Source organism: Streptomyces sp. P9-2 (assembly GCF_051903975.1).
GTDB lineage: Bacteria > Actinomycetota > Actinomycetes > Streptomycetales > Streptomycetaceae > Streptomyces > Streptomyces cellulosae.
Genome location: NZ_CP192633.1, coordinates 2,670,124 through 2,690,315 on the forward strand (window position 1 = coordinate 2,670,124; position 20,192 = coordinate 2,690,315).

The 20,192-nt window shown below is 70.9% G+C and carries 17 protein-coding genes and 2 tRNA genes; 14 read left to right on the forward strand and 5 right to left on the reverse strand.

Features of this window, described 5'->3' with window-relative positions; all coding sequences use genetic code 11:
• Positions 1-2: 2 nt before the first annotated feature.
• Positions 3-824, forward strand: coding sequence for an Fpg/Nei family DNA glycosylase (locus tag ACQY0Z_RS12375; RefSeq protein WP_189905422.1), 822 nt, complete (start codon positions 3-5; stop codon positions 822-824).
• A gap of 37 nt (positions 825-861) precedes the next feature.
• On the opposite strand, the gene ACQY0Z_RS12380 is transcribed toward ACQY0Z_RS12375, so the two are convergent.
• The gene (locus ACQY0Z_RS12380) at positions 862-2,112 is read right to left on the reverse strand and encodes a GNAT family N-acetyltransferase (RefSeq protein ID WP_439812262.1); all 1,251 of its coding nucleotides are present in this window, start codon (positions 2,110-2,112) and stop codon (positions 862-864) included.
• A 164-nt stretch (positions 2,113-2,276) separates the two neighbouring features.
• On the opposite strand from ACQY0Z_RS12380, the gene ACQY0Z_RS12385 reads away from it, so the two are divergent.
• Complete coding sequence (locus ACQY0Z_RS12385; protein WP_189905418.1) at positions 2,277-3,455, forward strand: PP2C family protein-serine/threonine phosphatase; 1,179 nt, start codon at positions 2,277-2,279, stop codon at positions 3,453-3,455.
• 41 nt (positions 3,456-3,496) lie between these two features.
• On the forward strand, positions 3,497-3,949 hold the full coding sequence (locus ACQY0Z_RS12390; RefSeq protein ID WP_189905513.1) for an HD domain-containing protein: 453 nt from the start codon (positions 3,497-3,499) through the stop codon (positions 3,947-3,949).
• Here the strand turns inward: ACQY0Z_RS12390 and ACQY0Z_RS12395 are convergent.
• The gene (locus ACQY0Z_RS12395) at positions 3,946-5,088 is read right to left on the reverse strand and encodes an acyltransferase family protein (RefSeq protein ID WP_381728683.1); all 1,143 of its coding nucleotides are present in this window, start codon (positions 5,086-5,088) and stop codon (positions 3,946-3,948) included. The two genes, ACQY0Z_RS12390 and ACQY0Z_RS12395, sit on opposite strands and share 4 nt — an antisense overlap.
• Before the next feature lie 685 nt (positions 5,089-5,773).
• Here ACQY0Z_RS12395 and ACQY0Z_RS12400 point away from each other — a divergent pair.
• Positions 5,774-5,968, forward strand: coding sequence for a hypothetical protein (locus ACQY0Z_RS12400; protein WP_006133597.1), 195 nt, complete (start codon positions 5,774-5,776; stop codon positions 5,966-5,968).
• Positions 5,969-6,153: 185 nt separating this feature from the next.
• Here the strand turns inward: ACQY0Z_RS12400 and ACQY0Z_RS12405 are convergent.
• Positions 6,154-6,224: transfer RNA gene (locus ACQY0Z_RS12405), tRNA-Gly, on the reverse strand.
• A gap of 165 nt (positions 6,225-6,389) precedes the next feature.
• On the opposite strand from ACQY0Z_RS12405, the gene ACQY0Z_RS12410 reads away from it, so the two are divergent.
• From ACQY0Z_RS12410 to clpX, 5 genes are all read left to right on the forward strand, one after another.
• Positions 6,390-6,466, forward strand: a tRNA-Pro gene (locus tag ACQY0Z_RS12410).
• A gap of 164 nt (positions 6,467-6,630) precedes the next feature.
• Positions 6,631-8,028 (forward strand): trigger factor, encoded by a 1,398-nt coding sequence (tig, locus tag ACQY0Z_RS12415; protein WP_189905416.1) that lies wholly within the window; start codon positions 6,631-6,633, stop codon positions 8,026-8,028.
• Positions 8,029-8,349: 321 nt separating this feature from the next.
• Positions 8,350-8,955 (forward strand): ATP-dependent Clp protease proteolytic subunit, encoded by a 606-nt coding sequence (locus tag ACQY0Z_RS12420; protein ID WP_189905509.1) that lies wholly within the window; start codon positions 8,350-8,352, stop codon positions 8,953-8,955.
• Between the two features lie 107 nt (positions 8,956-9,062).
• Complete coding sequence (locus ACQY0Z_RS12425; protein WP_006133588.1) at positions 9,063-9,770, forward strand: ATP-dependent Clp protease proteolytic subunit; 708 nt, start codon at positions 9,063-9,065, stop codon at positions 9,768-9,770.
• A 183-nt stretch (positions 9,771-9,953) separates the two neighbouring features.
• On the forward strand, positions 9,954-11,240 hold the full coding sequence (gene clpX, locus ACQY0Z_RS12430) for an ATP-dependent Clp protease ATP-binding subunit ClpX (protein WP_439812263.1): 1,287 nt from the start codon (positions 9,954-9,956) through the stop codon (positions 11,238-11,240).
• Between the two features lie 265 nt (positions 11,241-11,505).
• Here the strand turns inward: clpX and ACQY0Z_RS12435 are convergent, their stop codons facing one another.
• On the reverse strand, positions 11,506-12,453 hold the full coding sequence (locus tag ACQY0Z_RS12435) for a hypothetical protein (protein ID WP_189905414.1): 948 nt from the start codon (positions 12,451-12,453) through the stop codon (positions 11,506-11,508).
• 37 nt (positions 12,454-12,490) lie between these two features.
• Positions 12,491-13,489 carry a hypothetical protein gene (locus ACQY0Z_RS12440; protein ID WP_381727854.1) on the reverse strand — a complete coding sequence of 333 codons (999 nt, stop codon included), beginning with the start codon at positions 13,487-13,489 and terminating at the stop codon, positions 12,491-12,493.
• 136 nt (positions 13,490-13,625) lie between these two features.
• On the opposite strand from ACQY0Z_RS12440, the gene ACQY0Z_RS12445 reads away from it, so the two are divergent.
• The 5 genes from ACQY0Z_RS12445 (at position 13,626) to ndk (ending at position 19,838) form a co-directional block, all read left to right on the forward strand.
• Entirely contained in the window at positions 13,626-16,250 is a 2,625-nt protein-coding gene (locus ACQY0Z_RS12445; RefSeq protein WP_381727856.1) for a valine--tRNA ligase, read from the forward strand.
• A 143-nt stretch (positions 16,251-16,393) separates the two neighbouring features.
• Positions 16,394-17,428 (forward strand): acyltransferase, encoded by a 1,035-nt coding sequence (locus tag ACQY0Z_RS12450; RefSeq protein ID WP_347226288.1) that lies wholly within the window; start codon positions 16,394-16,396, stop codon positions 17,426-17,428.
• 54 nt (positions 17,429-17,482) lie between these two features.
• Positions 17,483-19,003: a bifunctional tetrahydrofolate synthase/dihydrofolate synthase gene (gene folC, locus ACQY0Z_RS12455; RefSeq protein ID WP_189906875.1), complete on the forward strand. Its 1,521-nt coding sequence runs from the start codon at positions 17,483-17,485 to the stop codon at positions 19,001-19,003.
• Between the two features lie 6 nt (positions 19,004-19,009).
• Positions 19,010-19,360, forward strand: a complete 351-nt coding sequence (locus tag ACQY0Z_RS12460; RefSeq protein ID WP_439812264.1) for a DUF4233 domain-containing protein — start codon at positions 19,010-19,012, stop codon at positions 19,358-19,360.
• Positions 19,361-19,424: 64 nt separating this feature from the next.
• The gene (ndk, locus tag ACQY0Z_RS12465; RefSeq protein ID WP_086698973.1) at positions 19,425-19,838 is read left to right on the forward strand and encodes a nucleoside-diphosphate kinase; all 414 of its coding nucleotides are present in this window, start codon (positions 19,425-19,427) and stop codon (positions 19,836-19,838) included.
• The last annotated feature ends 354 nt before the right edge of the window (positions 19,839-20,192 follow it).

Consider the following 20,192-nt stretch of genomic DNA (forward strand, 5'->3'; position numbering starts at 1 on the left):
CCGTGCCCGAGGGACACACCATCCACCGGCTGGCCGAGGACTACGCCGAGGCCTTCCGGGCGGACTCCTCCCTGCGCGTCACCAGCCCCCAGGGCAAGTTCAGCGACGCCGCGGCCCTCCTCGACCGCACCCCGCTGCGCACCACCGACGCCCACGGGAAGCACCTCTTCCTGGGCTTCGGCGACCCCGGCCATCCGGAGTGGGTGCACATCCACCTCGGCCTGTTCGGCAAGGTCACCTTCGGACCGGCCCCGGCGCCGCCGCCCACGGACACCGTGCGGCTGCGTCTGACCGGCTCCACCGCGTACGTCGACCTGCGCGGCCCCACCACCTGCGCCCTGATCACGGAGCCCGAGAAGCGGGCGATACACGACCGGCTCGGCCCGGACCCCCTCCGGCCCGACGCCGACCCCGAGCGCGCCTGGCGCAGGATCAGCCGCAGCCGTACGACGGTCGCGGCGCTCCTCATGGACCAGAAGGTCGTCGCGGGCGTCGGCAACGTCTACCGGGCCGAGGTGCTGTTCCGGCACGGCATCGACCCCTACCGGGCCGGCAAGGACCTCACCCCCGCCGAATGGGACGCGATCTGGGACGACCTGGTCGCCCTGATGCGCGAGGGCGTCCGGAACAACCGCATCGACACCGTCCGCCCCGAGCACACCCCCGAGGCCATGGGCCGCCCGCCGCGCGTCGACGACCACGGCGGCGAGGTGTACGTCTACCGCCGGGCGAACCTGCCCTGCCACATCTGCGGCGGCGAGATCCGCACCGCCGACCTCGCCGCCCGCAACCTCTTCTGGTGCCCGGGCTGCCAGCGGGCCTGACCTCGCACGCCCCGGCGCCCCTGAAGCGCGCCGCTGGTCAGAAGCCGTGCGGCAGCCACGGCGCCGGGTCGCTGCCGAACGCCGCCGACGCCTCGGCCAGCGCGCCGCCCCGCAGCTCCCGCACCCGCCCGGCCGCCGCCAGCGCGGTCAGGCTCACCCCTCCCAGATAGGCGGCGCCCAGCTCCCGCACCGACAGGGCGAGGTCGGCCGCGTCCCGGGTGGGCTCGCAGACGGCCCCCTTGGCGTCCCCGCTCAGCCGCCAGCGCCCGCCGTTCCACGGGCAGAAGGCGTCCTCCACCTCCAGCACCACGTCCACCGGCGTCCGGTACGTCCGCGCCGCGAGCGCCGCGCCCACCTCCACCGGACGCAGGTACAGCGCGTCCCGCAGCGCCGGACGGCAGCGCCGCACGTCCCGCACCAGGTACTGCCAGGCGTCGTCCACCGGACGTCCCCGCACCCGCAGCGACGACGTCAGGTCCAGGTCGAACAGGAACCGCCACAGCGCAGCGGCCACCGCCGGGTCCAGCGCGTCCAGGGCGTTCAGCGCCACCTCGCCGTCATGCCCGCCCGGACCCCAGTGCGGCTTCACCCGGAACCGCGCGTACCCGACCGTCGCGCCGTCGCGCTCGGCGACCACGCACTGCAGCGGCGACGCCCCGCCCCGCCGGCTCTCCGGGTCCAGCACGCCCGGCTTCTCCCAGCCGGGCCGCCGCGCCAGCATGCCGGGACGCCCCGGCACCAGCTGTGCGTAGACCGCCTCGCACACGTCCAGCACCTCCGCCGGGTCCGCGTACCGCAGCCGTACGTCGTCCGTACCGTCCGGCACCGTCAGACCGGCGCGCACGGTGTCGATCTCCGCGTCCAGCTGGAAGGTGGCCGCTCCGTAGCCGAACCGGCCGTAGATCGCCGGCTCCGACGCCGTCAGCACCGCCAGCGGCTCGCCCCAGCTACGGATGTCGTCCAGCTGCCGGCGCATCATGGCGGTCAGCAGCCCGCGCCGCCGGTGGGTGGCGGCCACGCTCACCATCGTCACGCCCGCGGCCGGCACCGACGCCCCGCCGGGCACCGTCAGCCGGAAGGAGAAGGCGCCCCCGGACGCCACGCACCGGTCACCGTCCCAGGCGGCCAGGAAGCGGCCGAACTCCGTCAGGGAGCGCCACAGTTGACGTTCCTCGTCGGCCTCCGTCAGCCCGCCGAAGGCGCGCAGCAGGTTCCCGTACGCGCCGTCCCACTCGTCGGGCCGCAGGCTGCGCAGTTCGGGCTCCGGGCCCATGTGATCGTCGACCATGGGGCCATGCCTACCAGGCCCCCGGAATCGGGGCGAGGCAATTTCCGCCGCCCCGGCCCGGGACGGCTCCGGGTGAAGTTCACTGTGAGTCCGGTCCCCGTCAGGGGGGACAAGCTGGACCTCCCGTGCCAAGCGGCCGGTTGGATGGATAGGGTCCCGAACTGATGGCAGCAGGACGAGAGCGGCGCGCGGCGGCCGAAACGTTCACGGCCCGGTTGAAGAAGCAGTGGCACCGGGCCCGCGTCGGCGTGCGCCGGGCCGCCGTCGACTACTTCCGCGGCGACGGCTCGGACTGGATCGCGCTCGCCGGACTGCTCCTCACCGTCCCGCTGATCGCCGCCGGCACCCTCGCCAACTCCGTGTGGTGCTCGCCGTCCGCCCTGTGCATCCCGATCGTCGCGGGCGGCCTGCTGCTGCGCCCGGCCAGCCTGCTCGGGCTCTACGCGGCCGCGGCCACCGCGCTGATCGTGGAGGCCGTGCAACTCGGCCCGTACACCGAGGGCGTGGCACGGGTCACCCCCGGCGTGGTCCTGGTCGTCGCGGCCTGCGGCTTCTTCGGACTGCTCGTCGCCCAGTTCCGCAGCCGGGTCGGCGTGCCCTGGCGGCGCGGCGGCACCATGCTGTTCGACCTGCGCGAGCGCATCCGCGTGCAGAGCAAGCTGCCCAAGCTGCCGACGGGCTGGCACCGGGAGATGGCACTCCGTCCCGCGGGCGGCCAGTCCTTCTCCGGCGACTTCGTGGTCGCCGCCCGCACCAACGGCGGGCGCACCCTGGAGGTCGTCCTCACCGACGTCTCCGGCAAGGGCATGGACGCCGGCTCGCGCGCCCTGCTGCTGTCCGGCGCCTTCGGCGGCCTGCTCGGCAGCCTGCCCCCGCACGACTTCCTGCCCGCCGCCAACGGCTATCTGCTGCGCCAGGACTGGGACGAGGGCTTCGCCACCTCCATCCACCTGGTCCTCGACCTGGACTCCGGCGACTACGAGCTCTACTCGGCCGGACACCCGCCGGGCCTCCAGCTCAGCGCGGGCAGCGGCCGCTGGGAGGAGAAGGCCGCCGACGGGCCCCTCCTGGGCGTGTACGACGGCGCCCAGTTCGACCCGGTGAAGGGCTCGCTGCGCCCCGGCGACGTGCTGATGCTGTTCACCGACGGCCTGGTGGAGACCTCCGACCGGGACATGGTCGAGGGCATCGACCGGCTCACCGGCGAGGCCGACCGCTATGTCGTCGGCGGCTTCCACGGCGCCGCCTGGCACCTCATCGAGGCCGTCGCCAAGGACGTCAACGACGACCGGGCGCTGCTGCTGATCTGCCGCGAGGGCCCCACCGCGGCCGCGGTCCGCTGAGCCGCGCCGGGCACACTGGTCGCGTGAACCGGACACCGCTCATGGACCTGGCCGAGGTCGAGGCCACCGCCCGCGCCGCACACGCCGGCCAGACCGACAAGGCGGGCCGCCCCTACGCCGAGCACCTGCGCGCGGTCGCCGAGGGCGTACGGCTGCGGGGCGGCGACGACGAGCAGATCGCGGCGGCCTGGCTGCACGACTCCGTGGAGGACGACAAGCTGAGCCGAGCGTGGCTGGAGGAGGCGGCGCTCACCCGGCGCACCAAGGACATCGTCCTCGCCGTGACCAAGAGGTCCGGCGAGCCGCCCGAGGAGTACGCGGCCCGCATCCTGGCCACCCCGGGCGCCCTGCTGGTGAAGGAGGCGGACCTGGCGCACAACGCCGACCCGGCCCGCCTCGCCGTCCTCGACGACGCCACCCGTGCCCGGCTGACCGCCAAGTACGCGCGGATGCGCGCCCTGCTGGGCCTGGACGCGGGCGGCACGGGCCGTTAGACGGAGACCTTCTCGCCCTGCGCCCGCACCTCGGCCGTCCGGGGCTGCTGACGGATGGGGGCCGCCTCGCCCGCGTCCTTCCGGAACGCCCACTCCATGCGCGGCTCCACCACGCAGCGCAGCGCCCGCTGCACCGGCCGGGTGCACAGCAGCGTCACGGCGGCGGCCGCGAAGACGGTGAGTCCCAGCACGCCGAGCGGCTCGTGCAGCGCGGGCTGGTCGTAGAAGTCCGTGTAGTTGCCCGCGCGCACCAGGAAGGCGTGCAGCAGATAGCCGTAGATGGTGCCCGCGCCGAGGGAGGTGAACCACATGCGGCGGCGCGGCACCCAGGCGAAGAAGCAGACGGTCATCACCAGCGAGCAGCCGAGCGTGGCCCACACCGTGACGGGGCCGGTCCACCAGGGCGTGCCCAACTCCTGGGCCGCGTCGCTGTGGTAGAGCCAGCCGAGCCGCATGTACGGCATCGTCGCCCAGGCCGTGACGGCCGCCGCGACGAACACCGGCACGGACGCCAGGCGCACCGAGCGGCGCTTGACCATCCGGAAGTGCTCGGGGCGCAGGGTCAGGCCCAGCACGAAGAAGGGGAGGAACTGCAGCACCCGCTGGAGCTCCAGGTCGTCGCCGATCTGCGGGGACACCGAGCCGAGCGCGGCGAGCACCAGCGAGACGGGCAGCGGGTGCTTGATCGCCTTCCACACCGGCGTGGTCAGCCGCCACACGAACAGGGCGCAGAGGAACCACAGGTGGTACGTGGGGTCCAGCAGTGTGATGCCGTGCTCCGGCTCGTCGTTGCCGTAGCGCTGGAAGAGGGAGTACGCGGTCTCGAAGACGACGTAGGGGACGACGACCCCGGTGACCAGGCGCCGCACATGCTTGGGGCGCAGGTCGAAGCTGCGGGAGAAGTAGCCGGAGATGAGGATGAACGCCGGCATGTGGAACGTGTAGACGACCCGGTAGGCGGTCTCGACCGCCCCGTCGTCCAGGAGCTGCCCCCAGGCGTGGCCGACGGCCACCAGCACGATCGCCAGGTACTTGGCGTTGTCGAAGAACGCGTCGCGCTGTCTGCCGCCCGGGGCGGGCCGGGAGCCGTCCGGGATCCTGGTGCGCGGGGTCGGCACTCCGTCCGCCGGCGTCTGCACCGGTGGGAGCGGCGTCCTGCTGTTGCCGTACGGTCGCTGCGAGTTCGTCACTGGCCCTCCCGGCGGTGGAACGGGGAGGCGATCGGGGAGCTCGCTGCGCTTGCGGGGGACGAGGCAGCGTGGAACATCTCAGGCACCCTAGCGTCGTCTTCGGGAATACGTAAAACGCCCGACGTCATTCCTGGTTATCGCGTTCGGGTACCCCGGAATCGGCAATGCGCGCATGCCGTGGGCGTGGTGGGCAACACAAGTGAAGAGGTGCCGTGTTGTTGCCGTGTCCCCCCTCACGCCAGCCGTTCTTGTCAGGATTGTTCCGGATCAATCCGGTCATGGGGGAGGGGGGTGACTGGCGGCGACATGTCCTCTTGTCAGGTGGAACAGGGGTTATTCGAATCGCCTGCGAACACCATGTGAGGGCCTGGAGAAGGGATGTCCGTAAGTCCCGCGTAATCCCCCGGGAGGTCGCTGAATTCCCCGTGCGGGTGTTCTCTCGAATTGCCGTACGACAAACAGGTGTTGCCTCTCCGTGTCCGGTACGGCGGCGACGGCGGCGGGATCTTGAGGCGGACGATGTGTCAGCGGCCGGTTAGGGCGGGCTCGTTGGTGGCACGATGGTTCTGGCGGGGTGCGCGGGGATGCGTCGCCCGGGCCGGCGAAGCCGAACCGACCAAGGGTGTGATCAGTTGTGGCCATTTCACTGTCAGTGGTGCTGCTGTTGGCGATCATCCTGGTGGTGCTGCTGAGAGGTGGCTCCATCAAGGCCGGGCCGGCGATCGTCGCCGTCCTCTTCGGCTTCTTCCTCGCCTCGACGGGCATGGCCGACGACATCCAGCGCTTCCTGGACTCGATAGCCGAGATGATCAACTCCATCAGCTTCTGATCCCGCCCACGGACACCCCCAGGGCCGGCCCGGACATCTCCGGACCGGCGCATGCTGCGCGCGAGGCGGCTCGGCGCGGTCGGGACGGCGGGCCCGGGGTGCCGACCGAGCCGCCGGGCGCACAGGTACGACGAAGGCCCAGGGAGCGGGTGCATACCCTCTCACCTGGGCCTTCGGCCGTGCAGAGCGGGCGACGGGAATCGAACCCGCGTAGCCAGTTTGGAAGACTGGGGCTCTACCATTGAGCTACGCCCGCACGGTGTGCGCCGCGCGTCCGTGACCGCGGCACCGACAGGCATCGTAGCGGGTCGTGCGCCCTCGCCGCACACCCCGTGTCCGGCCGGTCGCCGGACGCCGCCCCGGGGCCGTGAAGGCGGCGGACCTTTCGCCCGCGTGCATGTACCCTACGGATCGCACCAGACGGGGTGTGGCGCAGCTTGGTAGCGCGTCCGCTTTGGGAGCGGAAGGCCGTGGGTTCAAATCCCGCCACCCCGACCAGCCACCTGCTCACCATCGGTGATCGCCTTTTGGGTGCCGCAGCCGCTGCCGTTACTATGCAAGCTGCACGCCCGTGTGTCTCTGAAAGTCCTCCGGGCGGCGAATCGGCCGGACCGCTCTGGTCCCGGCAGAACCCGAGAAGTCAGCCACAAGGAGACCGAACCGTGAAGAGCGCCGTGGAGACCCTGAACCCGACCCGGGTTCGGCTCACTGTCGAGGTGCCCTTCGAGGAGCTCAAGGACAGCCTCGACGCGGCGTACAAGAAGATCAACCAGCAGGTCACGGTGAAGGGCTTCCGCAAGGGCAAGGTCCCGGCCCGGGTCATCGACCAGCGCTTCGGCCGTGGTGCGGTGCTGGAGGAGGCCGTCAACGACGCCCTCCCGAAGTTCTACACCGACGCCGTGAACGAGGCGGAGCTGAGCCCCCTCGGCCAGCCCGAGGTCGACATCACGGAGCTGAAGGACGGCGAGACGCTGAACTTCACCGCCGAGGTCGACATCCGCCCGGCCATCGAGATCCCGGACTACTCCGGCATCGAGGTCGAGGTCGACGCCGTCGAGGTCACCGACGAGGACGTGGAGAAGTCGGTGGAGCAGCTCCGTGAGCGCTTCGCCTCCACGACCCCGGTCGAGCGGGCCGCCGAGGACGGCGACGTGGTGACCATCGACCTGGAGGCCAAGGTCGACGGAGAGGTCCTCGAGGACGGCGTCGCCAGCGGCGTCTCCTACACGATCGGCTCCGGTGAGCTGCTGGACGGTATCGACGACGCCGTGAAGGGCCTGGAGGCCGGTGGCGAGGCCACCTTCACCTCCGAGCTGAAGGGCGGCTCGGCGGCCGGCAAGGAGGCCGAGGTCACCGTCAAGGTCACCCAGGTCGCCAAGCGTGAGCTGCCCGAGCTGGACGACGAGTTCGCCCAGCTCGCCTCCGAGTTCGACACCCTCGAGGAGCTGAAGGCGGACAGCCGCAAGCGCCTCGAGAACATGAAGCAGTACGACCAGGCCACGCAGGCCCAGGAGCGCGTCCTGGACAAGCTGCTCGAGCTGGTCGAGGTGCCCGTCCCCGAGAAGCTCCTCGAGGACGAGATCAACACCCGCAAGCACAACCTCGAGCACCACCAGCTGGGCCAGATGGGCCTGGACCTCGCGAAGTACCTGGAGATCCAGGGCAAGACCGAGGAGGAGTTCGAGAACGAGACCCGCGAGGCCGCGATCAAGGGCATCAAGACCCAGTTCGTGCTCGACGAGCTCGTGAAGCAGGAGAAGCTCAACGTCAACCAGGAGGAGCTCACCGAGCACCTCATGCGGCGTGCGGCCTCCTCCGGCATGTCCCCCGACCAGTTCGCCCAGGCGGTCGTCGAGCAGGGCCAGGTCCCGCTGCTCGTCGGCGAGGTCGCCCGCGGCAAGGCGCTGGCCGTCGTGGTCGAGAAGGCCACGGTCAAGGACACCAACGGCGAGATCGTCGACCTGGAGGACGAGGAGGACGAGGTCGCCGAGGCCGAGACCTCCGAGGCCTCCGCCGACGAGAAGGCCGACGAGAAGGCCGAGGAGAAGACCGAGGGCTGAGCCCCGGCAAGGTGAACATCGAGAAGGCCCCGGGGCGACAACCCCGGGGCCTTCTCGCCACCGGGGGACGGAACGCCCTCAGGGGCGCGGGGAACTGCGCGGGCGACCACGACGCGCCCGCACCCGGCCACGCCCGGCGCCCGCACCCGACTACGCCCCCGGCGAACACTCCCATCTCCGGGATTCCCCGAAGGGACCCGCGCGTTAGGGTCCATGAATACCAGGGCAGTGGAGTCTCCGATACGGCTCCCGCCCCGCAGGGAACACGTGAGACGGCCCGGCGCCGTCGTAAGACGAGCAGGTGGATACGTGACGAATCTGATGCCTTCAGCCGCCGGCGAGCCTTCCATCGGTGGTGGCCTCGGCGACCAGGTCTACAACCGGCTGCTCGGCGAGCGGATCATCTTCCTCGGCCAGCCGGTCGACGACGACATCGCGAACAAGATCACCGCACAGCTGCTGCTCCTTGCCTCGGACCCCGACAAGGACATCTACCTCTACATCAACAGCCCCGGCGGTTCGATCACGGCCGGCATGGCGATCTACGACACCATGCAGTACATCAAGAACGACGTGGTGACGATCGCCATGGGTCTCGCGGCGTCCATGGGACAGTTCCTGCTCAGCGCGGGCACGCCCGGCAAGCGCTTCGCGCTGCCGAACGCCGAGATCCTGATCCACCAGCCCTCCGCAGGTCTCGCCGGCTCCGCCTCGGACATCAAGATCCACGCCGAGCGGCTGCTGCACACCAAGCGGCGCATGGCCGAGCTCACCGCCCAGCACACGGGCCAGACGATCGAGCAGATCACCCGTGACTCGGACCGCGACCGCTGGTTCGACGCCTTCGAGGCCAAGGAGTACGGCCTCATCGACGACGTGATCGCCACGGCCGCCGGCATGCCGGGCGGCGGCGGCACCGGGGCCTGAGCGGCCTTGCGAGGCTCCACGAGCCCCGTAGGACCCCGCCCGGGCCCGTGAGAGCCCGGGGCCCCAGCAGCCCCAGCCGACCGCCTCAGCCCCTTTCAGGAGACACCGTGAACGCATTCCCCGGCAGCGGGATCTACGACCGTATGCAGGCCGTGCAGGACATGACCGGCTCGCAGGGCCGCTACACCGGTCCGCAGGCCGAGTCCCGTTACGTCATTCCGCGCTTCGTCGAGCGCACCTCCCAGGGCATCCGCGAGTACGACCCGTACGCGAAGCTCTTCGAGGAGCGTGTGATCTTCCTCGGCGTGCAGATCGACGACGCCTCCGCCAACGACGTCATGGCGCAGCTGCTGTGCCTGGAGTCGATGGACCCCGACCGTGACATCTCGGTCTACATCAACAGCCCCGGCGGCTCCTTCACCGCGCTCACCGCGATCTACGACACGATGCAGTACGTGAAGCCGGACATCCAGACGGTGTGCATGGGCCAGGCCGCCTCCGCCGCCGCCGTCCTGCTCGCCGCCGGCACGCCCGGCAAGCGCATGGCGCTGCCCAACGCCCGGGTGCTGATCCACCAGCCGTACAGCGAGACCGGCCGCGGCCAGGTCTCCGACCTGGAGATCGCCGCCAACGAGATCCTCCGCATGCGCACGCAGCTGGAGGAGATGCTGGCCAAGCACTCGACCCGTCCGATCGAGAAGATCCGCGAGGACATCGAGCGCGACAAGATCCTCACGGCCGAGGACGCGCTGGAGTACGGCCTGATCGACCAGATCATCACCACCCGGAAGATGGACAACTCCAGCCTGCGCTGAGGCACGGCTGGGGTGTAACGTCTGCCGCCCCTTGGCACGGTTTGGCACGGTCCACGTCAAAGTGAACCGTGCCAAGGGGGGCCCGAACGGGGGGCCAGGCAAGGTACCGTCGGACATAAGGCAGCACCAGGAGCCGCCGGACATGGACGTCCGGTCGTCTCCCAGGCGAAGGGGAAGCACACCGTGGCACGCATCGGTGACGGCGGCGATCTGCTCAAGTGCTCGTTCTGCGGCAAGAGCCAGAAGCAGGTCAAGAAGCTCATCGCAGGGCCCGGTGTGTACATCTGCGACGAGTGCATCGACCTCTGCAACGAGATCATCGAGGAGGAGCTCGCCGAGACCAGCGAGGTCCGCTGGGAGGAGCTCCCCAAGCCCCGCGAGATCTACGAGTTCCTCGAGGGGTACGTGGTGGGCCAGGAGGCGGCCAAGAAGGCGCTCTCCGTGGCGGTCTACAACCACTACAAGCGCGTCCAGGCCGGGGAGAACGGCGGCGCCCAGGGCCGTGACGACGCCATCGAGCTGGCGAAGTCCAACATCCTGCTGCTGGGCCCCACGGGCTCCGGCAAGACCCTGCTGGCGCAGACCCTCGCCCGCATGCTGAACGTCCCCTTCGCGATCGCCGACGCCACGGCGCTCACCGAGGCCGGCTACGTCGGCGAGGACGTCGAGAACATCCTGCTCAAGCTGATCCAGGCGGCCGACTACGACGTCAAGAAGGCCGAGACCGGGATCATCTACATCGACGAGATCGACAAGGTCGCCCGAAAGAGCGAAAACCCGTCGATCACCCGGGACGTGAGCGGTGAGGGCGTGCAGCAGGCGCTGCTGAAGATCCTCGAGGGCACCACCGCCTCCGTCCCGCCGCAGGGCGGGCGCAAGCACCCGCACCAGGAGTTCATCCAGATCGACACGACGAACGTGCTGTTCATCGTGGGCGGCGCCTTCGCCGGTCTGGAGAAGATCATCGAGGGCCGGGCGGGTGCCAAGGGCATCGGCTTCGGCGCGACGATCCGCTCCAAGCGGGAGATGGAGTCCAAGGACCAGTTCGAGGAGGTCATGCCGGAGGACCTGGTCAAGTTCGGCATGATCCCCGAGTTCATCGGCCGTCTCCCCGTCATCACCAGCGTGCACAACCTCGACCGCGAGGCGCTGCTGCAGATCCTCGTCGAGCCGCGCAACGCGCTGGTGAAGCAGTACCAGCGCCTGTTCGAACTCGACGGTGTGGAGCTGGACTTCGAGCGTGAGGCGCTGGAGGCCATCGCCGACCAGGCGATCCTGCGCCAGACCGGCGCCCGCGGCCTGCGCGCCATCATGGAGGAGGTCCTCCAGGGCGTGATGTACGAGGTGCTGTCCCGCAAGGACGTGGCCCGCGTGGTCATCACCGCGGACGTGGTCCTCTCCAACGTCAACCCGACGCTCATCCCGCGCGACTCGCGCGGCCGCGGCTCGGGCGAGCAGAAGACGGCGTAAGCCCCTGGCAGACGGAAAGGGCGTCCGGCGCACCGCGCCGGACGCCCTTTCCTTGTTCAGGTGCTACCGGGACTATTCGCGGTGCACCGGGCTTCAGGCCGGTGGTGAAACGAATCTGAGAGTTGCTCCGACCTCAACTGGGTGCACCGATCTGCACTGTTCACCTCGGCGCAGCCCGGAGCGGCCGGTTCTGCTGCTCGATGTACTGCTTCACGTTCAACGGCCCGGTAGGCGGGAATCTCCCCCCTTCAGCGGGGAGAGGGTGTCAATTGGCGACCCGCACGTCCTTGCGGACGTCGGCGGCCATCCCCGCGGACTCGTCGAGCGAGTACTGCTTGCCGGTGGCGGTCGGCTCGACCACGGCGAGCGTGCTGTAGTCCGCCCACACGCACATGAAGGTCGTCTGGTCCTTCTTGGTCACCGGGTGCTGGGTCTTGGCCTCCTGGCACTTCATCACCGCGCCGTCCAGCCCGTCCGGCGACACCGACTTGGGCTCGCCGACCAGCGTGACCTTCTCGTCGTCGGTGTTCTTGTGCATCTGCGTGAACATCACGTCGAGGGCCTTCTCCGGGTCCTCGACCTTGCCGTAGACGCCGAAGTAGGTGATGTTCTCCGCGGTCTGCAGCTTCGCCAGGTCCTCCGGGTCCTCGGGGTTCAGCTCCGTCAGGTCGGTGGTGGAGTAGACGGCGCCGACCGAAGTGGCGTCGGTCACCCCCGCCTTCGCCAGGTCCTTCTCGTCGCTGGAGCTGGCCGACTCCTCCTGCGCGGGGCCCTGGCGGTCGTACTTGTCCGCGAGGACCGACGCCGGCGCGGTCAGCTTGTGCGGGCCGTCGTCCTCCAGGCCGCCGCTGCCTCCCGTGCCGCCGAACAGGAAGTACGCGCCCACACCGATGGCCGCGACGACCGCGACGGAGCCGATGACGATCCCCGCCTTCTTGCCGCCGCCACCGCCGGAGGCCGGGGGCTGGGGCGGCATGCCGTACTGCGGCTGCTGGCCGTAGGGCGGCTGCTGCGGCGGGACACCGGGGTGCCCGGGCTGCTGCGGGTAGCCGTAGCCGGGCTGGCCGGGCGGGGGCGCCTGCTGGGGGTAGCCGTAGCCGGGCTGCGGCTGGGGCGGGGTCTGCGGCGGCTGGCCGTACGGTCCCGGCTGCTGGCCGTACGGCCCGGGCTGCTGCGGCTGCCCGCCGTACGGGCCCGGCTGGTTGAAGCTCATGACTGGGTTCCCCCTTGTGTTCGCTGCTGCGGTGCCGTCAGACCTTGACGCGGATCTGCTCGCGGAGCTGGGTGGTGAGGTCGACCGCCGTCTTCTTGTCGACCCCCGTGCCGGCGTTGTCGCCGGGCGAGGCCATGCCGACCGTGCTGTGGTCGGCCCAGGCGCAGAACCAGTCCGTCGACTCCTTCTTGGTGAGCGCGTTGGTGCTCTTCGTCGACTGGCACTTGGCCACCGTACCGGCGATCTCGACCTCCTCGGGCTCGCCGACGAGCTCCGCGTTCTCCATGCCCCCGGTGTTCTGCTCGGCGCTCTTCTCCACCTGTTCCTGGATGTTGGTGAAGAACTTGTCCAGCGTCTTCTGCGGGTCGGCGATCTCGCCGTAACCGCCCACCATGGTGATGCCCTTGGCGGTCAGCAGTTCCGACTGGTCCGGGAAGTCGCCCGCGGTGCCGGGGTCGGCCGGGTCGTAGTTCCCGAAGTCGGCGGTGGACCACTGGCCGAGGATGGCGGTGCCGTTCTTGACCCCGCTGTTCTCCATGTCCTTCGCGGTCTTCGAGCCGCTCTCCTCGGAGCCTTCACCGAACCGCTGGTACTCGCCCAGCACGGTCTTCGGCACGGTCAGCTTGTGCGGGCCGTCGTCCGTCAGGCCCGCCGCGGTGCTGCCGCCGTCGCCGCCGATGAGGAGGTACGCGCCGACGCCGATGGCCGTGACGACCGCGACGGCGCCCACGACGATCGCGGCCACCTTGCCGCCGCCGCCGGAGACGGGGGGCTGGGGAGGCACGCCGTACGGGGGCTGTCCGTACGGAGGCTGCTGACCGTACTGCGGCTGGCCGTACGCGGGCTGCTGCGGCGGCACTCCGGGGTGCTGCTGCTGCGGATAGCCGTAGCCGGGCTGCGCGGGCGGGGGCGCCTGCTGGGGGTGGCCGTAGCCGGGCTGCGGGGTCTGCGGCTGGCCGCCGTACGGTCCCTGCTGTCCGTAAGGTCCGGGCTGCTGCGGCTGCCCGCCGTACGGCCCCGGCTGGTGGTGACTCATGACTCGGTTCCCCTCGAGACGCTCAACTTCTGTTCACATCCTGGCTCAGAGTCAACGACTCCAGGCCGCCGGGGGTCGCACCGTTACAAACGAAACGCGTTTCGGGACACCGCCGTGACGGCTCTAAACTGGGCGCGTGACCGACAACGCTCAGCAGCAGCCACCAGCGCCCACGACCGAACTGCCGACCCAGTACGCGCCGGCCGACGTAGAGGGGCCGCTGTACGAGCGCTGGGTGGAGCGGGGTTACTTCGAGGCGGACGAGAAGAGCGACAAGCCTCCGTACACGATCGTCATCCCCCCGCCGAACGTCACCGGCAGCCTCCACCTGGGCCACGCCTTCGAGCACACGCTGATCGACGCCCTCACCCGTCGCAAGCGCATGCAGGGCTACGAGACGCTCTGGCAGCCCGGCATGGACCACGCCGGCATCGCCACGCAGAACGTGGTCGAGCGGGAGCTCGCCAAGGAGGGCAAGTCCCGCCACGACCTGGGCCGCGAGGCGTTCGTCGAGCGCGTCTGGAAGTGGAAGGCCGAGTCCGGCGGCCAGATCAGCGGCCAGATGCGCCGCCTCGGCGACGGCGTCGCCTGGTCGCGTGAGCGCTTCACCATGGACGAGGGCCTGTCCAAGGCCGTCCAGACGATCTTCAAGCGGCTCTACGACGACGAGCTGATCTACCGCGCCGAGCGCATCATCAACTGGTGCCCGCGCTGCCTGACCGCGATCTCCGACATCGAGGTCGAGTACCAGGACGACGACGGCGAACTCGTCTCCATGAAGTACGGCGAGGGGGACGACACCATCGTCGTCGCCACGACCCGCGCGGAGACGATGCTCGGCGACACCGCCGTCGCGGTCCACCCCGACGACGAGCGCTACAAGCACCTCGTCGGCAAGCTCATCACGCTGCCGCTGACCGACCGCTCCATCCCGGTCGTCGCGGACGAGCACGTCGACCCCGAGTTCGGCACCGGCGCCGTCAAGGTGACGCCCGCCCACGACCCGAACGACTTCGAGATCGGCCAGCGCCACGACCTGCCGGCCATCGCCGTGATGGACGAGCACGCCGTCATCACCGCGCACGGCCCCTTCCAGGGACTGGACCGCCTCGAGGCCCGCTCCGCCATCGTCGCCGCGCTGCGCGCCGAGGGCCGGATCGTCGCCGAGAAGCGCCCCTACGTCCACTCCGTCGGCCACTGCTCGCGCTGCAAGACCACCATCGAGCCGCGCCTGTCCATGCAGTGGTGGGTCAAGGTCGGCCCGCTCGCCAAGGCCGCCGGCGACGCGGTCCGCGACGGCAAGGTCAAGATCCACCCGCAGGAGATGGAGAAGCGGTACTTCGACTGGGTCGACAACCTCCACGACTGGTGCATCTCGCGGCAGTTGTGGTGGGGCCACCGCATCCCCGTCTGGTACGGGCCGAACGGCGAGGTCGTCTGCGTCGGCCCCGACGAGGAGCCGCCGAGCGGCGAGGGCTGGCGCCAGGACTCCGACGTCCTCGACACCTGGTTCTCCTCCGGCCTGTGGCCCTTCTCCACCCTCGGCTGGCCCGAGCAGACCGAGTCGCTCGCGAAGTTCTACCCGAACTCCGTCCTGGTCACCGGCTACGACATCCTCTTCTTCTGGGTCGCCCGGATGATGATGTTCGGCCTCTACGCCATGGACGGCACCCCGCCGTTCCACACCATCGCCCTGCACGGCATGGTCCGTGACCAGAACGGCAAGAAGATGTCCAAGTCCTTCGGGAACGTGGTCAACCCGCTGGACTGGATGGACAAGTACGGCTCCGACGCTCTCCGCTTCACCCTGGCGCGCGGCGCCAACCCGGGCGTCGACGTCCCGATCGGCGAGGACTGGGTCCAGGGCTCCCGGAACTTCGCCAACAAGATCTGGAACGCCACGCGCTTCGCGCTGATGAACGGCGCCACGGTCGAGGGCCCGCTGCCGGACGCCTCGACGATGTCGCCGACCGACCGCTGGATCCTGTCCCGGCTGAACTCGGTGGTCGCCGAGGTCGACGCGTACTACGAGGACTACCAGTTCGCGAAGCTCTCGGACACGCTGTTCCACTTCGCCTGGGACGAGGTCTTCGACTGGTACGTCGAGCTGTCCAAGACGACGTTCCAGGCGGGCGGCGAGCCGGCCGAGGTCAGCAAGCGCGTCCTCGGCGAGGTCCTCGACGTCACGCTGCGGCTGCTGCACCCGGTCGTCCCGTTCGTCACCGAGACGCTCTGGACGACGCTGACCGGCGGCGAGTCCGTCGTCGTCGCCGACTGGCCGGCCGACAGCGGCTTCCGCGACGAGGCCGCCGAGCGGGAGATCGGGACGCTCCAGTCGGTGATCACCGAGGTCCGCCGGTTCCGCGCCGACCAGGGTCTCCAGCCGGGCCAGCGGGTCCCGGCCCGGCTCACGCTGGAGGGCACCGCCCTCGCCGCGCACGAGGCGGCCATCCGCCAGCTGCTGCGCCTCCAGCCGGAGGGCGGCTCCTTCACGGCGACCGCGACCCTGCCCGTCGCCGGTGTCGAGGTCGCGCTGGACCTGTCCGGCGTGATCGACGTCGCCGCCGAGCGCAAGCGGCTCGCCAAGGACCTCGCCGCAGCCGAGAAGGAGCAGGCCCAGGCCACGGCGAAGCTCGGCAACGAGGCGTTCCTGGCGAAGGCCCCGGACCACGTGGTCGACAAGATCCGCACGCGGCTCGCCAAGGCGGAGGAGGACATCGTCCGCATCCGCACCCAGCTCGAGCGGCTGCCCCAGGCCTGACCTCAAGCCCACGGCCCGCACGGCCCCCGACCGGTACGTTCCGGCCGGGGGCCGTTCACGTGGTGGTGGGGACCGCGTAACCCGGGAGAGGGAACCTGCGGAATCGCCCGCCGCAGAATCCCGCCGCCAGGAGCGCCCCGCCGATGTCCTCTCCCGTGTCCCCCGCCGCCGCGCCGGAAGCCCCGGACCGCACCCCGGGCAGGGAGCGGCGGTACGACATCGACCTGCTGCGCGTGCTGTGCACCGCCGCCGTCGTGCTGGTGCACGCCTCCGCCGAGTTCATCGACGCCGGCCACCGCACCTCCGGCGTCCTGGGCGACACGGCCGGGCGGTTCGCGGTGCCGGTGTTCTTCGCCATGGCCGGCTGGGCCGCGCTGTCCGGCGCTCCCGTGGGCGACGAGACCCGGCTGCTGTCCCGGCTCGGCCGGATCCTGCGCCCGATGGCCGTGTGGACCGCCCTGTACCTGCTCTGCGCGTACCTCACCGGCCGCTCCGGCATCGGCGCGGAGGCGGCGAGCGCCCTGTTCGGCTCCGTCGAGGCGGCCTTCCACCTCTGGTACCTGTACGCCTACGTCCCCCTGCTCCTGCTGCTCGGCGTCCTGGTGCTGGTGGTGCGTCGGCGCGCCCTGCCCCTGCGGGCCCTGACCCTGCTCGTCGCCTTCGCCGTCGCGCCCGCGCTCGCCGGGGACGTGCGCGAGATCACCGGCTGGGCCCCGCCCGGCTGGGGATGGTCGGTGCCGCTGTCCACCGTCGTCTACGCGGTGGCCGGCGCCGCCCTCCTCGCCGCCCCGCGCCTCGGACCGAGGGCGCTGTGGGCCGCGGGCGCGGCCGTCGCGTTCGCCGCCCTCGCCGTGTACCAGCTCACGGTGCGCCACCCCGCCGCGTACGGGGGCGTGGCCGTCGCCGCCGTGACGTTCGCGGTGCTCGGCACGGCGGCCGGGGTGCGGGTGCCGGAGCGGGTGCGGCCGCTGGTGGCGCGGTTGTCGGACGCGTCGTTCGGGACGTACCTGGTCCATCTGCTGTGGGTGCGGCTGCTGGTGGGGCCGGTCGCCGCGCGGCTGCCCGACGGACCCTGGGCGCCCGCCGCGCTGGCCGTGACCGCGGTGGCGGCGGCGGGGGCGTCCTTCGCCGTGAGCGTGCTGTGGGGGCGTCCCGCCTGGCGGAAGTGGCTCGGCTGACCCCGCGCCGGGGTGTGCGGGGGACCACTCGCGCCGCTCCGTAGACTGGGGACCGTGAGCGAGCGCCCAGATTCAGCAGGTCCCGACCCGGACGACACCTTCGACGAGTTCGCGGAGCTCGTGGAGGAGGAGACCCGCCGCGACCCCGACCTCGCGGTGATCGAGGCCGGCAGCCGTACGCTGCGCACCCAGGGCGGCCCGCCGCAGGCGGACGTCCCGGCGCGCCCCGCCGACCCCGAGGTCGACAAGGCCCTGCGCGAGGTGGAGGCGGAGCTCGCCACCCGCTGGGGCGAGACCAAGCTCGAGCCCTCGGTGGACCGGATCTCCGCCCTGATGGACGTCCTGGGCGAGCCGCAGCGCTCGTACCCGTCGATCCACATCACCGGCACCAACGGCAAGACCTCCACCGCCCGCATGATCGAGGCGCTGCTCGGCGCCTTCGACCTGCGCACCGGCCGCTACACCTCCCCGCACGTCCAGTCCGTCACCGAGCGGATCAGCCTCGACGGCGCGCCCGTCTCCGCCGAGCGGTTCATCGAGACGTACCAGGACGTCAAGCCGTACGTGGAGATGGTCGACGCCTCGCAGGAGTACCGGCTGTCCTTCTTCGAGGTGCTGACCGGCATGGCGTACGCCGCCTTCGCCGACGCGCCCGTGGACGTGGCCGTCGTCGAGGTCGGCATGGGCGGCGCCTGGGACGCGACGAACGTCATCGACGCCGGCGTCGCCGTGGTGACCCCGATCGACCTGGACCACACCGACCGGCTCGGCGGCTCGCCCGGGGAGATCGCCGGTGAGAAGTCCGGCATCATCAAGCCGCAGGCCACCGTCGTCATGGCGCAGCAGCCGGTGGACGCGGCTCAGGTGCTGCTGAAGAAGGCCGTCGAGCTGGACGCCACCGTGGCCCGCGAGGGCCTGGAGTTCGGCGTCCTTGACCGGCAGGTCGCCGTCGGCGGCCAGCTGATGACGCTGCGCGGGCTGGGCGGCGAGTACACCGAGGTGTTCCTGCCGCTGCACGGCGCCCACCAGGCGCACAACGCGGCCGTCGCCCTCGCCGCCGTCGAGGCGTTCTTCGGCGTCGGCGCCCAGCGGGTGCAGCCGCTCGACATCGACACCGTGCGGCGGGCGTTCGCCTCCGTCGCCTCGCCGGGCCGTATGGAGGTCGTGCGCCGTTCGCCGACCGTGGTGCTGGACGCCGCGCACAACCCGGCGGGCGCGCGGGCCGCGGCCGCCGCGATCGGCGAGGCCTTCCAGTTCAGCCGTCTCATCGGCGTGGTCGGCGCGAGCGGCGACAAGAACGTGCGCGAACTGCTGGAGGCGTTCGAGCCGGTCTTCGCCGAGGTCGTCGTCACCCGGAACTCCAGCCACCGCGCGATGGACGCGGACGCGCTCGCCGCGATCGCCGTGGAGGTGTTCGGAGAGGAGCGCGTGCAGGTCGAGCCGCGGCTGCCGGACGCCCTGGAGGCCGCGATCACGCTGGCCGAGGAGGAGGGCGAGTTCGCCGGCGGCGGTGTGCTCGTCACCGGTTCCGTCATCACGGTCGGCGAGGCCCGGCTGCTCCTGGGGAAGGGCTGACATCCCGTGCGTACGCTCTGTTCTTCGACGCTGGTCGGCGAGTTCTTCGTCATCGGGTTCGCCGGGCTCGTCGCGATGAAGCAGCCCGACCTGTCGACCGGCACGGTGTGGACGGTCTGCGGCGTCGCGATGTTCCTGTCCGTGGCGCTGTGCGGGATGGTCGGCCGGCCGGGCGGGGTCGCCCTCGGGTGGGCGCTGCAGATCGCGCTCATCGCCTCCGGCGTGTTCGTCCCGATGATGTTCTTCATGGGCGCGGTGTTCGCGTTGCTGTGGTGGGCGTCGGTGCACTTCGGGCGAAAGGTGGACGAGGCGAAGGCCCGTTTCGCCGCACAGGCGGAACAGCCCGACACTGCGTGACGAGCCCTCCGACACGCCCGGTAATCTCGGTGCCCCGCACCATTTGACCCACAAGGAGCCCGCAGTGAGCCAGCGCACCCTCGTCCTCCTCAAGCCCGACGCCGTCCGTCGTGGCCTGACCGGCGAGATCATCAGCCGCATCGAGCGCAAGGCCGGCTGGAGGATCACCGCGCTGGAGCTGCGCACCCTGGACCAGGACACGCTGGAGCAGCACTACGGCGAGCACAAGGGCAAGCCCTTCTACGAGCCGCTGGTGGAGTTCATGGCGTCCGGCCCGGTCGTCGCGATGATCGTCGAGGGCGAGCGGGTCATCGAGGGCCTGCGCCGGCTGGCCGGCCCGACGGACCCGATCGCGGCCGCCCCGGGCTCGATCCGCGGCGACTACGGTGTGATCGTGCGGGAGAACCTGATCCACGCGTCCGACTCGGAGGAGTCCTCCGCGCGCGAGATCAAGATCTTCTTCCCGGGCCGCGCCTGAGCGCTTCCCGGCGCGCGCCGGTCGTGGCCTGACCGGCGCGCCTTCCTCTTTCACGGTGACCCGGCGCGGCCGCGCGGACACGCGGCGGCGTCGCCGCGCGCGGGCGTGTCGTCGCGACGAAATCCGCGCATAACGATCACGTCGCGGACGCACCCCGGCTATTTGTCGTACCACGCATGGTCTGAGAGCTTTGCCCTCGGGCCTTTTTTGGCATATGCACGGCGTTCGGGGGAACGGATGCCCCCGTTGGCCCGTCTCCGAAGGCAGGGCGACGCGCCATCTGATGACAATGGCGAAGACCCTCGCACAGTGTGCGCGAAGGCACGTCTACCATGGACGCCATCGCGTCACCGC

Bases quoted from the DNA above. Each gene is read 5' to 3' on its own strand.
- ACQY0Z_RS12380 (WP_439812262.1), bottom strand. From the start codon at position 2,112: ATGGTCGACGATCACATGGGCCCGGAGCCCGAACTGCGCAGCCTGCGG.
- ACQY0Z_RS12385 (WP_189905418.1), top strand. From the start codon at position 2,277: ATGGCAGCAGGACGAGAGCGGCGCGCGGCGGCCGAAACGTTCACGGCC.
- ACQY0Z_RS12390 (WP_189905513.1), top strand. From the start codon at position 3,497: ATGGACCTGGCCGAGGTCGAGGCCACCGCCCGCGCCGCACACGCCGGC.
- ACQY0Z_RS12420 (WP_189905509.1), top strand. From the start codon at position 8,350: ATGCCTTCAGCCGCCGGCGAGCCTTCCATCGGTGGTGGCCTCGGCGAC.
- ACQY0Z_RS12435 (WP_189905414.1), bottom strand. From the start codon at position 12,453: ATGAGCTTCAACCAGCCGGGCCCGTACGGCGGGCAGCCGCAGCAGCCC.
- ACQY0Z_RS12440 (WP_381727854.1), bottom strand. From the start codon at position 13,489: ATGAGTCACCACCAGCCGGGGCCGTACGGCGGGCAGCCGCAGCAGCCC.
- ACQY0Z_RS12450 (WP_347226288.1), top strand. From the start codon at position 16,394: ATGTCCTCTCCCGTGTCCCCCGCCGCCGCGCCGGAAGCCCCGGACCGC.